Here is a 13,089-nt window from a genome sequence, read left to right as displayed (position 1 = left end):
CGTTGCCTCCTTGCGGTGGGGTCGTCAGTCAGGCAGCGGCATTCATTGGCGACACCTCATCGGGGAATTCCTCGATGAGAGGAATCGCGAGGCGGGGGAGTTCTTCCAGTTCCCCGCGACGGATGTTGACCTCCGGTGGGGCCTCGATGCCGATGCGCGTGGTGGCACCGATGTTTGTGAGACGGATGGGGCCGTCGCTCGTGTTAATCACGATGGTCTGGCCGGGATTTCGTTTGAGGCACAACATGGGAGACTCCTTGAGCGGGGAAGCGACAAAGCAAAACAGCGGGGAAGCCAGAAATCACCGATATGAATCGGAGCGACAAAGCGGAAAAGTCAGAAGAAGAGGGAAGAGAAAGGCCATTAGCTTTTTCGCTTTTCTGCTTTTTCGCTTTTCTCGGGGGACTCAGGCGGCGGGCGTGAGGCGTTGGCCAGCCCGCAGGATCTGATAGCAGGAGAGCCAGAGGGCTTCGGCCTGGGCTGGCTCCCAGCGCGAGGGGTCGAACTGATGGCTGGGCGTTGGCAAGGCTCCTTCCGCGAACCATTCCTTCAGTTCGCTTTCTCGCCACGAAGGGAGCAGCCAGCGGCATTCCGTGGAAAGTGCCTGCAAGTCGGCCGCTTTCACCAAGGGATGCTCAAACAGCGCGGGATCGATCCCGAATTTGTCGCCAATCGCCCGCTCAAAACCGACTTCCAACGGGCCGTAGAGTTCGCGAATGAGCGCCTTCAAGGGTCTGACCACATCGCCCAGATAAGCTTCCGCGGCATCGTGAAAGAGTCCGGCCAATTGCAGCTCCGGGGGGAGCAGCTTCGCCACCAGGACGGAATGTTCCGCCACGGAATAATGCCGTTTGGTGTGGCCGTTGAAGCGGCAGATTTGCGAGAGAGCGTGCGAAATATCGTACAGGTCAAGCTGCTCGGGCCGGGGTGGGTTTAAGTCGACCCGACGGCCAGAAATCGTGCGAATCCAAGTCATGTTTTGCGTTCCTCCTGAACCGCCACTGGCGGCCAGACGATTGGCCCGTCGATAAGCAGTCAGCTCATCGACGCAGATCAGCACTTCGGCTTCGCTCCACAGCACATCACTGTTGAGAAATTGAGCCTTCCGGAAGAGTTCTCCGGGGACATCCTGCAATTGCGGCGTGAAGCTCTTGAGATTGAGCGAAACCACCCAGGCTTCGACCCATCCACTTTCGAGGGGACTATCTGGGGCACTTTCGGCTGGGGCACTTTCGGCTGGGGCACTTTCGGCTGGGGCACTTTCGGTTTCGTTGGTCATGATCAATCCCATTCAGGGTGGTTGCTGACAGAGAAGACAAGCCGGGGACGGGTCGCGTGATGCCAGCACACAGCAGGCATCGCAGAGGCGGGCCAGCTTCTGCTGCGACCCGTCCCCCAGACTTGTTCGGGTTAAGCGGCCTTTTCGCGGGCGTTGAGTTCTTCGACGATAGGAATGCCGACTTCCGCCGCTTCATCAAGAAGTTTGCTAAAGAGCAATGAGGTTTTGAGGCGATCGGTGAACCCATTGGAACCCGTCACCCACATCAGCGTTTGCATCAGGCCCATTTGTATGACGAGTGTTTTTTGTTCGGCTGTCTGATGTGACAAGGGAATGGGGCCGTGCTGCTCCAATCCCTTGTCCAGCAGATGCGACAGCCCCAGCAGGGCACACCAGGTGCGGTTCATGTGCTCAAGGTCTTTCTCGTCCTTTTCATCGCAGTCAGGCAGGATGAATCCGCCGCCCACAGTCATCCCCGCCGTGTTGTAGTCCGCCACGATTTTCAGATCTTCGGGCAGCATTCCCCTCAGCTCGATCATGGTCATCTGCACGAAATTGTTGAGTGGCAGGCCATCGGCCATCATCACACGGGCACCACAGGCCAGATGGCCGATGATGGCCAACAGTCCCAGATAATCTGTCTGGATCCGTCCCAGCGACACCGGCGGGCGAAGAACGTCTGCCTCGTAACGCGCCATGATCTGGGCGATTTCTTCCGCTCGCAGGCGTTCGCCATAGGGGAATTTGCTGGCCGAACGTCCGTACATTTCTTCCATGGTCGGTTCCTTGATCAATTGGCTTCGATGGCGTGTTCGTGGGTGGCGTCGGCGGGATGCCACAGCGGCATCCCGTGACGGAGGCGAAAGGCAAGCGTGGAGACTTTCTGCCGTGACCCCGGGGGAAACGGGCAGGGGCCGGGCGGGACATCGAACGCCCCGATGGACTCACATTCCGGGCAGGGCTGGACGTGGCTATTGACCCGCTCCAGATGGCCTTTGCCTTCACAGGCAGGGCATAGCCGCATTTCGTTGAGCCGAATCACGCCACACCTCCCCTCGATGCGGCGCGAGGGGTCAGAATCTCGCAAAACATTCCGGCTGGGGCACGCCATGGCAGGCAGCGAACACTTCGTCGGTCGGATCGTGATAGTGCTTCGCGTTGAGTGTCAGCCCATGCCCCAACACGAAGACCCCTGAACCGGGCCGATACGTATTGAGCCGACTGTTGCAGGTGACTCGTACCACCTGGAATGGCTTGGGTGTGAAGACTCCTGCAGCCTCGAATACAGCTCTGACGATTCTTCGGCGAACCCGTGCCGGGCGGCTTTTCTCTGGGGACTTCGCGTCCGCATTGAACAGAGTCGGAAACAAGTACGGACTTTTTCCCTGACTGTTGAGACGTGCCAGGTGAGCCAAAACCGTCGCGTTCAATGGCACCGTCTGTTGTTTCTTCGTCTTTCGGGCGGTGTAGGTGATCGTCGGTCGGTCGCACCACTCGATGTAATCCCACCGCAAGGTAAACAGGTCTTCGGTACGCGGTCCGAGGTTGATGCCCAATACGAATGCCACCTGCAATTCCAGATTTGGCCCGAAGCCCATATAGATGTCGGTGATCTCCGATTCCCTTAGCTTCCGTGGCTTCTTGGGGTCGATCTTCAGTGCCTCTGGCTTCGGAGCACGATCGATGGCCCGGATGGCCACAGCATGATTGAGCATGGTGCGTAGATGGTTCCAGGTGCTCTTGGCCGTCGCTTCGGAGGTTAGTTTGACCAGCTTTTCCAATGCCTGAGTCACGTATCGATCCGTGATTAGGCCGATCGGTAACCCCGGCCAGTGCTCTCCCTTTGGCCAGGTCTCTGGTCTGGTGGCTCGTTCCCAACGGGAGAGGGCTTGCCGATCTTTTTCCAGAGTGCCGACAGACAGTTTCTGTGCCGCCACGCGGCGTTTTCGATCCGCAATCATCCAGTCGCCATAGAACTGACGAATCGACAAGTTTTCGCGAATCCATTTCCGTTGATGCTCTGGCACCACCTGATCGCGAATCTCGGCCGCAATCGTGCCAGCGTAAGCCAGCACTGACGCATCCACTCCACCAGCCCACAGTTCCTGCTGATCTTTCGCAGGAACTGTTTTGCTTCGCCGCGTCTTGCTGATATCTGGTCTGGGCACCGGCTCGGTGGTGCGCCCAGGATATACAATCCTGGGCGCAGGCAAAGTGGGAAACCGCAGGATGGCGGGTTCGCTGTAAGCTTTGGAGACTCGGGCTGGCGAGCAAGAAGCCGGGTGAGCGGGGATCGGTTGCATCAAGGGGAGTTCCCAGCGCAGAGAATTCGATCTTCGTCCGTGGTGCATCCATGGGAATCCGTCCACCAGTGAAGCTAGTTCATAAGTCGCGATATGGCGGAATAACTTTCCAGAGGTGTGACAGCAGACTGCCTCACTTAAAAAATCAATCTTCCAGCGACCCGGCGGGCGCACGAAAAAAACGCCGCTCGCCCGGTGAAGGACGGCGGCGTTCAATGACTGATCCCGCCGTGACCTCACGGCGGATAAACTTAACTGTAAGTTAAGTTCCTGTCAACTGGCAATTTTTTGATTTGGTTGTCTGCTGGTCGCGGGTATCAGCAATGACGCTGGCTCTACTTGGAGCAACTCAGCTACTTTCGCGAGCAACTCAAGTGAGGGAGCCGTTTTTCCAGCTTCCATCTGAGAAACATGCGCAGCTGTGACCGCTAATGCCTCGGCAAGAGTAGCCTGTGTCAGCCCCAACTCTTGTCGACGTACTCTCAGGTTTGCAGCGAAGACCGCCTTCAGTTCTTTTAAAGTCACAGTTAACATCCTTTCGAGTTTAGCGGCCTCGAATCCGTTTCCTAGTGTTACCAGCAGGCTCAACGCCATCATTTCTTTCGATAGGCTTCGATCTTCTTCTCTGTCTTTGGTTTTGATCGGTAATGCCCATCGACCTCAGTCCCGTCTGTGCGCTCATAGGTAGGGACATAGACTTTTCCGGGGTGAAAAAAGTCGTTTGCTTTGCGCCAGAGGGATTTGCCTTCTTCTTTTGTAGGCTCTATTGGCCTAGCACTCCCTTTGACATACCCACTCACCTGCTGGCCGCTGGACGTGGTATGGGGTGGCACATTCGCCGCCCCGGACGATCCAGCAGCAAGGGACGCCGAATTTGAGTCGCGATAAACCGTCGAGTGGCTGTTGTTACTACGCCCTGATCCGAAAACAGTCACAGTGATCACCAGGCCCACCACCAACGCAAAAGCGATGAGTGGGATCGCAATCGCCGTCACGATGATGCTGGTCAAGAACCCCACGATGGTGAATGACTTCGCCTTGGAGGCGGGCTTAGGTGCAACCGCTGGCGAAGCAATGCCACGACGTTTGGCCGGTGGATGCTCGGGTGGCTCATCGGCAGGAGGGAGATATTCAGCGATTGGAGCCTCTGGCAACTTTGCAGGCTTAAACCAACTCGCTGCAGATTTTAGCCAGGACTTACCCCTTGAATCGGCCACAGGCTTGGCGTCTGGCTTTTCATTGAGAACCGAGAGCACGGCTTCTTCAAAGTGATTATCGCTGGCGAGAGTCACTTTGAGCGGTTCGCCGCAGGCGGGGCATTTGACAGCTTTGCCGAGAGCGGTCTCTTTGAGTTTGAGATTCCGCCCGCATCCGCACTGGATTTTAATCGTACCGGACATGCTGAAAGGCCCACTTCGCCCCGAAGGGTCTGGTCATGTGAGACTTCCATTGGGGCCGCGCTGTTTTAACGCGGAAAACCAACGGGAATTGGTATTGTTTTCATTGGGGCCGCGCTGTTCTAGCGCGGAGAATTCATGAGCGTTTTGCTGAAAACTTTCGGACATTCAATGGCCCGGGCGGGAATCGAACCCGCACGTCCCTTTCGAGACCCAGGATTTTAAGTCCTGTGCGTCTGCCTATTTCGCCACCGGGCCATGTGTTGTAAGTCTATTCTGAGTGATATTTTTCGTCTAGCGAGTTACTGTATTTGTTGGCTCGTTCAGGGGATTTTGCATGGACATCCCAGGTTGAACAAGAACAAAAGTACTCGGCAAAACATCCATGGCTGCCAATTTTACATGTCTTTATGGTCGCCCGTTGATCATTTGGCCTTCCTTCGTGATATCGAGCTTTCACTGCCATCTCATGGGTTGAACGACGCCTATTGCGAGCATCACGCCCAGAAGCGCGAAGCTAATCGCAATCAAACGAGTGATCTGGATCGCCCTGGGTTCACCAAACCGGGTCGCCAACCACTGCCCCTTTCGGGTTTCCCCCACAATCCATGGTGCCCGACCCGCAAAATAAAGCCCTAACATTACCAGCCCAACTCCCATCGCTACTTCTTGCGAAATCACACTGACTCCTTGTTGATTGGCTTGCTGCCAAGATCATGTGTCATTTTTTCACGATCCCGGCGTCTTCATTGTCCCGTTTTCACCCGGTATCGGTAAACTGTTGAGGGCTTCCATTCTGATTTGACAGGTTCAGCAAAGAGTAGTGAGCAGGCCAACGAGCCTGCGGACAAGCTCAACAGCCGGTCAGGACAGAGTGGTCGTACCACTATTCTGTTGAGAATGGTATCAACAACAGCACGCGGCTCCGTCAAATCAATTGTCTGCATGCAAATTCACCAATCGACTTTGAATTACAGCATCACAGACTGCCATGGAATGGAAGAAATGAAGATTGAAACGCTCCAGAAACTTTTCTGCGAATTTCCTCTGCGGAGAATTGCCGTTCTGGGGGATTTCTTTCTCGACAAATATCTGGAGATTGACTCGCATCTTCTGGAAAGCAGTCAGGAGACGGGTCGCAAAGCGCATCAAGTCATTGGAGTCCGCCGAAGCCCTGGTGCTGCTGGGACGGTCATCAATAACCTGGCTGCTTTGGGGGCCGGTGAACTCTATGCCTTAGGGGCGATTGGAGACGACGGTGAAGGCTATGATCTTCACCAGGGACTTCGAAAATTGGGATGCTCAACCGATGGGCTGTTGCGATGCCCGGAAATCCGCACACCGACTGTCATTAAGCCCACCGAGATCCATATTCCTGGTCTTCAAGGCGAAATGCACCGCTACGATGTGAAAAACCGACATCCCACCCCGCAATCGGTCATCGCCCAACTGACGGCTGCTGTCACGCATGTTCTTCCCAGGGTTGATGCTCTGATCATCATGGATCAGGTGGAAATCGCAAATACCGGTGTGATCACGACCTCCATGCGAGATGTCCTCGCAGAGTTAGCCTTGCGATTTCCGAAGGTCACTTTCTGGGCCGATAGCAAACGCAATGTGCGCCACTTCCGTAACATTATCATTAAGCCTAATCAGTTTGAGGCCGTCGGGCGGTTCAATCCTTTGCCGGGGGATGAACTGGACGAGAAGGATATCACTCCTGTTGTCCCACGATTGAGGGCAGAAACGGGAGCCACGGTTTTTGTCACGCTGGGAGAACGGGGGATCATCGTCAGTGATCCTGAACAGATGCTGATTCCAGGTCTTAAAGTGACTGGGCCAATCGATCCAACCGGTGCGGGAGATGGAGCAACAGCAGGAGCTGTCTTAACTTTGGCGTCTGGTGGATCAGTGGCTGATGCGGCCTTAATCGCCAATCTGGTGGCTGGCGTGACGGTTCAGCAACTCGGCTCTACCGGAACAGCGACCCCTGCGCAAGTCATGAGTGCGTTTCGTCAGTGGCAACAGCAGCAGGGGCTTTTATAGTCCTGACCAATCTTTCTGAAGCTGGTATCTCGGGGACAATGAGAGTCTGGCTCAGATCATGACTCCCTCCCTCGTGACTCGCTTCTTCAGCAATAACTCAATCAATGGAAAGAGACACAGCATGTCTGATCAGATCGCGGCGGGCACTTCTTCAGTGAGCCACTCCATTTCGCCCATGGCCAGTTCTCGACGGCAATTTCTGGGTGGGGTCAGCGCTGCGGCCGCTGCTGTGGCGTCAGATTCTGTGGCTTCGTTAATTAACGTTTCAGAAGTGAAAGCTCAAGACACTGTCGTCGCTGCCAGTCCGTTGTTTGCCAAGAAGACCCGCCTTTCACTGGCCGCTTATTCCTGGAATTCCCGGCTCCCCAGATCCTGGGATGAGCAGAATCCTCCTCAGGGGAAGAAACTGTCAGACTTCATGGATTATTGCGTGACATTGGGTCTCGATGGTTGCGAATTGACCAGCTATTACTTCCCCAAAAATCCGTCACCCGCTTACCTCTATGCCTGTAAAAATCAGGCATTCAAACAGGGGCTTGATATCACGGGAACAGCGATTGGCAACAATTTCTGCCTTCCCGATGGCCCGGCATTTGACGCACAGATGGAGTTGACGAAGCAATGGATCGACAGTGCGGCTCTTTTAGGCGCGCCAGTCATCCGCATCTTTGCGGGCAATGTGGCTAAAGGGGAAACTGAAGCCATCGCCTTTGAACGGTGTGTGAAAGGGATCACGACGGCCGTCGCATATGCCGCATCAAAGGGTGTCTGCCTCGCCTTGGAAAATCACGGGGGAATTACGGCGACGCCGGAGCAGCTACTCAGAATTTATCACGCGGTTCCTGCTTCCCCCTGGTTTGGAATCAACTTCGACAGCGGAAACTTCCGGACAGCTGATCCCTATGCGGATCTTACAAAAATCGCACCTTATGCGATCAATGCACAGCTTAAGGTTGAGATGCACCAGCCAGATGGCAAAAAAGTTCCCGCCGATATTCCCAAGGTTCTTTCGATTCTGAAAAATGCCGACTACAAAGGCTACCTGATTCTTGAATACGAAGGTGCCGAAAATCCTGACGAAGCAATTCCTCGCTACATTGAAGAGCTTCGCAAGCTTGTCGACTGATGGGATGGGAGTGGCCTTCAGCCGTTCCCTATTTCAGTTTCAACGTTTTTGCAAATTCAACGATGCTGTCGCGGTGTTTCTGGATGGTTGCCTTGGGGCCGGTGGCTTTTACGAAAAAATTGGCTTCCCCCAATGGCAACACAATTCCAACTAGCGCCGAATCTGGTTGAACGGCGTTTTCTTTGGCAAAACCATCGGTGAATGTTCCCTCAATTTCCATGAGAACGGCTGGCTTTCCAGCAATTTCCAGTTCTGAACGGCGAGGTCGCACATCGCTACCCGCCGTCTGGAACTGACCTCTCCAGCGGTCAAGGTTCATTTCGAGATCGCCGCCAGCTGCCGAACAGGTCAATCGACCAACGCCATCCGATCCGGGAAGCTGAAATTCTGCGAGGACAAAACCGGTCTTAGGGGGGATCTCAAACCATCCAGCAGGAACTGTGACCACCACATTCCCCAGGTCTTTATCGTAAGGTTCTAACGTGGCGGCAGCTTCGTCAGTTGTGAGAGCCTGTTCTTTCGTAGCAGATGCCGGTGGAGGTGTTGTCGCCTCTTTAGTTTCAGCGGATGGCTGGCAACCGACCGGGATTCCCAGCAGCAAACTGAGAACCAGCGCTGCATGCCACGGTGTATGTCTCTGAGGGATATTAGGCATGAAGTCCTCTTTTTTTCCTTCTGTTTTGCCAGAACGGTTTTCGCCGTCCCGTGGTATGACCACTCTGTCCTGACCGGTTGTTGAGCTTGTCCGCAGGCTCGTTGGCCTGCTCACCACTCTTTGCCGAATCTGTCAAATCAGAATGGAAGCTCCAATCGTTTTCATCATCGTAAAAGAGGGTAGCTTTTCGCAGGGAGATCTGGCAAACGCGAGGCGGGCGGATGTTTGAATCAAGGCGGCTGGTTCTCGCAAAGTTCAAGCGGCTTGGCGATGTTCGTCGTCTTCCGAAGCCCGTTGCTGCCAGTCAAAAATATCGTCAGATGTGGGTGGTTTAATGCCTCGCAGCATTCGCTCGGCTTCGGGAGTTGCCAGGAATTGTTCGGTCAGATCCCACAAGTCATCTGGACGGGCTTCCCGCAATTCATCGCGCGTCTGAATTCCAATCGCAGTCAGGATCTGGGCCATGTAGCCACGGAATTTTGGGATTTCGCAACAGAGCGTGGCCTGGCATTGCCACTCGTAAAGCGTGACGGAGTCGAGATGCTTCTGCCCAAGTTTTTTGGCCATGTCATTGGGCTGAGCGGACAAAAACTCTTCGACAGTATGAATTCCAATGGCAGCAAATCGCTCAGCCGTTTTTGGCCCGATTGAAGGAGCCTTCTCCAGAGGCATTTCCAGATGGAGATAATAGGGTAAAGAAGAATCGGGAGGTGCTGGTTTTTCGTGATTTTTCTCACTGACAGCAGGCTTCTCCGGGATGATTTTTTCTTCAACCGATTGAGCCTTCACCTCGGCTTCTTTGGTCTCTGTTTTCATGACTGAAGGAGGTTTAACCGCAACTGGCTGAGTCGCAGGAACTGGCGGAGCAGAGGGGGGCGACACAAAGGCTGGAGGGCTTGCGACTGGAGGAATGGGAACCGTCAGAATGGGGGCCGGCGGTGTTTTTATAACTTCTGTAGTTATCGGAATCGGAGGCTTGGGCGCTACAACGGGGGTATAAAGCATCCCCGCTAACTCAACCGAATCCTGGCTCAACATCTCCACAGGAACTTGAAGCACCTCAGCGGCATAGGCTTCGCGGACAGATCGTTCGTCAGCGGAAAGAGTCTTGTCACACCGGCCAATCGCTTCCACTTCCCTGGCGATGGCTAAGACTGCGGCCCGCTCTGCCGCATTGGCCATTTTTTTTGTGACGGTAAAGATGGGTACCGTCAATGCCGCAAGAACCCCATAGATCGTCACGGGACTGGAAGGTGGAGTAACGCTTGCTGCTTTCAATGCCTCTCCCAGAACGAGGGCGTATCCACGAATGGCTTCTCCCAGCAGTCTGGCAATGATTCTCTGACCCGTAGCGTCATAGCCCTCAAGCGGCTTTTTTGCCCCGATTTTCAAAGAGTAGTGGGCTATCGATGGTTCATAAGACTTGTGGGCCGTTCGTGCTCCGTCACGAATAATCTGTGCCAACCAGTCTGTCGCTGCGGGAGCTGACTTTGTCGGAACGCCACCCAGTTCGTTATCAAGGAGCTGGCGCAATTGGTCATAGCTACAGGCAATCGTCCACTCGGCAGCCCGATGAACGATGGTTTCAGCCTCAGACTGGCCGGTATGAAACGGTTGAAACGGATCTGTCACGTAGTGACTGAGAACCCCTGCGTTGTAAACCCCTGTCGACCAGTCCTTTTTCTGGAAGGCTTCGACGGTTTTTGTATACCAGCTTTGCGCTGTCGTGATGGCTCCACCCCACTCATTGTCGCTGACATGCAGGACATGGTTGCGGAAGTCTTTGAATTTGTTGTCAGGCGCTTTTGAACCGTCGAGGTAGGAGTCAATTCTTGTGAGGAATAAGTCGCGCCATCGCTCCGATTCTGGTATCTCCAGAAAACGGAGGGCATCGAGAGCCAATTTGTGATGGGTGTTTTTGCATTTATGCGCAAAGAGCACCGAAAACAACAGAGACATTGTGATGGGAACCTCTTCGAGCCTGTCGAACAACCCGGTAAACACAGTCCAAATCTAGTTTCGCAGGTCAACCAGCGCTTCAAAAGGGATGTTGTTTCGGCGGAAGTTGCGGGCTTTTGTCATGCTCAAACGAGAGTTTAACTACTGCATTGTCAAAGTGTAAAATTCGGGTTTCTTCTGTTGTTAGGTCCGACAACGGAGGACGTTGCGGCGACATCAACCCGAAGACAAAGCCGTGACACGGCACTATGGTTTGGGGATAAACTTCGTCCCTTGAACTTCCCCCGCTCGATGGGCCACATGATTGTTGGAATAATGCTTCCAGGTTCGTTCGATCCGCCATGCCAGTTCAGGGGAAACCTCGCGGATCTGTCGTGCGGGAACACCTGCCCATAATGTCCTTGGAGGAACAATCGTTTCTTCCAGCACCAAAGCACCAGCGGCAATAAACGCCCCTTTCCCGATCACGGCCCGGCTCAAAACATTCGCCCCAATTCCGATCAGCACATCATCCTCCACGGTCGCTCCGTGAACCAGGGCGCGGTGTCCGAGCGAAACACGATGGCCAATCTTGCAGGGGGAATGCGGATCCACATGCAGGATCACGCCGTCTTGCAGATTGGAATCATCACCGATGTCAATACGCTCATGATCGCCACGAACAATGGCTCCAAACCAGACAGAGCTTCGGGCACCGATTGTCACACGCCCATAAACCGTGGCGCCAGGAGCAATCCAGGCCGTGGAATCAATTTCCGGCAATTGTGTAATAGCGGAGAAGTCCCAGTGAATTTCCGGATAAGGCACATCTGGCGGAACTGACATCAAGTGGCCTCGGCAGGTTGAAAGAATATTGGAGGGAAACCGGAAGTCGGCCGGTGGAACTTGGAAGTCCGGTACAAGTCTTCTACTCTATCGGCATCAGGGAGGCAGCGTGAGTGAAGATCGCTGACGAATGCCCCAGACGTTTTGGTGAAAGATCTGGTTCCTTTTAGTGGAAAACAAGATGGCGAAGAAAACCATTGCCGATGTGAATGTCCAAGGCCAAGCTGTCCTGATGCGGTGCGATTTCAATGTGCCGCTGGATAACGCACTGAGCATTACCGACGACCGCCGCATCACTGAAGCACTGCCGTCGATCAAGTCAGTGCTGGAGCGTGGCGGTCGGGTCATCCTCATGAGTCATCTGGGCCGCCCTGAAGGAAAAGATCCCGCAGAAGACGCCAAGTACAGCCTCAAGCCGGTAGCCGCCCGTTTGAAAGAGTTGCTCGGTGTCCCTGTGCACTTCGCCACGGACACTGTCGGAACTGATGCACAAGACAAAGTGAAATCACTGAAGGACAATGAAGTCCTGTTGCTGGAAAATGTTCGCTTCAACAAGGGCGAGAAAAAAGGTGACGCAGACTATGTCGGCGTGCTCGCCACCTTTGGTGACATCTATTGCAACGACGCTTTTGGCACGTGCCATCGTTCGGAAGGTTCGATGGTCGGTGTTCCCAACGCGATGGGTTCCAAGCCCAAGGTGTGTGGCTTCCTTGTTGAAAAGGAAATCAAGTTCCTGTCCGATGCCATCTCGAATCCAGGCCGGCCTTTTGTAGCCATTGTGGGCGGGAAGAAGGTCGATGATAAGATCAACGTCATCAAGAACCTGCTTTCCATCTGCGATACCGTGCTGATCGGTGGCGCCATGGCGTTTGCCTTCTCCAAAGCTCAAGGGGGAGAAATCGGTAAGAGCTACCTGCCAAATCCTCCCGAAGCCAGCCTGGCTCTGGCGAAGGATCTGCTCGCAACTGGTGGCGACAAACTGCAACTTCCTGTCGACACTCACTGCGGCGATGCTTTCAAAGGTGACTGCAACAAGCTGATTGCCAAAGCCGGTCAGATCCCTGCCGACTATGAAGGCTTTGACATTGGCCCGGAAACACAGGTCAAGTATGCAGCAATCGTGAAGGCTGCCAAGACCATTGTCTGGAACGGGCCGATGGGTGTCTTTGAAATGCCGCCATTTGACGCTGGCACGCGCGCCGTGGCCGACGCCATCGTAGCCAGCGATGCGGTCAGTATCATTGGTGGTGGCGATAGTGCCTCGGCGATTCAGCAGTTCGGCCTGGCTGATCAGGTCACGCATGTCAGCACGGGCGGGGGCGCCAGCCTGGAAATGCTCGAAGGGAAAAAGTTCGCAGCCGTTGAATTGCTCGACGATAAATAGGCGTTGTACGAGTTAACTGCCTTTGGATACCCGGTGATTGCCTGGCACGCCGGGTATCCGTCTTTGTGCCGCCCGATTTTTTCCCACCGCAATCGCAAGACGCTGGGTTTGACTG

At 54.5% G+C, this 13,089-nt stretch carries 14 protein-coding genes and 1 tRNA gene; 3 read left to right on the top strand and 12 right to left on the bottom strand.

Annotation, left to right across the window (positions count from 1 at the left end; translation table 11 throughout):
* Positions 1 to 28: 28 nt before the first annotated feature.
* From SH287x_RS07650 to SH287x_RS07610, 9 genes are all read right to left on the bottom strand, one after another.
* Positions 29 to 247, bottom strand: a complete 219-nt coding sequence (locus SH287x_RS07650; RefSeq protein ID WP_479518044.1) for a carbon storage regulator — start codon at positions 245 to 247, stop codon at positions 29 to 31.
* Between the two features lie 159 nt (positions 248 to 406).
* Positions 407 to 1,279: an HD domain-containing protein gene (locus SH287x_RS07645; protein WP_479518042.1), complete on the bottom strand. Its 873-nt coding sequence runs from the start codon at positions 1,277 to 1,279 to the stop codon at positions 407 to 409.
* Between the two features lie 131 nt (positions 1,280 to 1,410).
* On the bottom strand, positions 1,411 to 2,055 hold the full coding sequence (locus SH287x_RS07640) for a hypothetical protein (protein WP_479518040.1): 645 nt from the start codon (positions 2,053 to 2,055) through the stop codon (positions 1,411 to 1,413).
* Positions 2,056 to 2,069: 14 nt separating this feature from the next.
* Positions 2,070 to 2,321, bottom strand: coding sequence for a hypothetical protein (locus SH287x_RS07635; RefSeq protein WP_479518039.1), 252 nt, complete (start codon positions 2,319 to 2,321; stop codon positions 2,070 to 2,072).
* Between the two features lie 31 nt (positions 2,322 to 2,352).
* Positions 2,353 to 3,630, bottom strand: coding sequence for a hypothetical protein (locus tag SH287x_RS07630; RefSeq protein WP_479518037.1), 1,278 nt, complete (start codon positions 3,628 to 3,630; stop codon positions 2,353 to 2,355).
* A 225-nt stretch (positions 3,631 to 3,855) separates the two neighbouring features.
* On the bottom strand, positions 3,856 to 4,170 hold the full coding sequence (locus tag SH287x_RS07625) for a helix-turn-helix domain-containing protein (protein ID WP_479518036.1): 315 nt from the start codon (positions 4,168 to 4,170) through the stop codon (positions 3,856 to 3,858).
* Positions 4,171 to 4,175: 5 nt separating this feature from the next.
* Entirely contained in the window at positions 4,176 to 4,982 is an 807-nt protein-coding gene (locus tag SH287x_RS07620) for a hypothetical protein (RefSeq protein ID WP_479518034.1), read from the bottom strand.
* Between the two features lie 169 nt (positions 4,983 to 5,151).
* Positions 5,152 to 5,237 (bottom strand) — tRNA-Leu (locus SH287x_RS07615).
* 198 nt (positions 5,238 to 5,435) lie between these two features.
* Positions 5,436 to 5,660 carry a hypothetical protein gene (locus tag SH287x_RS07610; RefSeq protein ID WP_479518032.1) on the bottom strand — a complete coding sequence of 75 codons (225 nt, stop codon included), beginning with the start codon at positions 5,658 to 5,660 and terminating at the stop codon, positions 5,436 to 5,438.
* Positions 5,661 to 5,984: 324 nt separating this feature from the next.
* Here SH287x_RS07610 and SH287x_RS07605 point away from each other — a divergent pair, with 324 nt between their 5' ends.
* Complete coding sequence (locus SH287x_RS07605; RefSeq protein WP_479518030.1) at positions 5,985 to 7,025, top strand: bifunctional heptose 7-phosphate kinase/heptose 1-phosphate adenyltransferase; 1,041 nt, start codon at positions 5,985 to 5,987, stop codon at positions 7,023 to 7,025.
* Between the two features lie 121 nt (positions 7,026 to 7,146).
* Complete coding sequence (locus SH287x_RS07600) at positions 7,147 to 8,151, top strand: sugar phosphate isomerase/epimerase family protein (protein ID WP_479518029.1); 1,005 nt, start codon at positions 7,147 to 7,149, stop codon at positions 8,149 to 8,151.
* Positions 8,152 to 8,179: 28 nt separating this feature from the next.
* On the opposite strand, the gene SH287x_RS07595 is transcribed toward SH287x_RS07600, so the two are convergent.
* The 3 genes from SH287x_RS07595 to SH287x_RS07585 form a co-directional block, all read right to left on the bottom strand.
* Positions 8,180 to 8,806, bottom strand: a complete 627-nt coding sequence (locus SH287x_RS07595) for a hypothetical protein (protein WP_479518027.1) — start codon at positions 8,804 to 8,806, stop codon at positions 8,180 to 8,182.
* 255 nt (positions 8,807 to 9,061) lie between these two features.
* A complete protein-coding gene (locus SH287x_RS07590) occupies positions 9,062 to 10,765 on the bottom strand; it encodes a DUF4332 domain-containing protein (protein ID WP_479518026.1) in 1,704 nt (567 codons plus the stop codon).
* Between the two features lie 246 nt (positions 10,766 to 11,011).
* Complete coding sequence (locus SH287x_RS07585) at positions 11,012 to 11,590, bottom strand: gamma carbonic anhydrase family protein (RefSeq protein ID WP_479518024.1); 579 nt, start codon at positions 11,588 to 11,590, stop codon at positions 11,012 to 11,014.
* Between the two features lie 181 nt (positions 11,591 to 11,771).
* Here SH287x_RS07585 and SH287x_RS07580 point away from each other — a divergent pair, with 181 nt between their 5' ends.
* Complete coding sequence (locus SH287x_RS07580) at positions 11,772 to 12,974, top strand: phosphoglycerate kinase (RefSeq protein WP_479518022.1); 1,203 nt, start codon at positions 11,772 to 11,774, stop codon at positions 12,972 to 12,974.
* Positions 12,975 to 13,089: the final 115 nt, after the last annotated feature.

The organism is Planctopirus sp. SH287, assembly GCF_056500625.1.
This window is presented reverse-complemented; position numbering and strand designations above follow the sequence as displayed.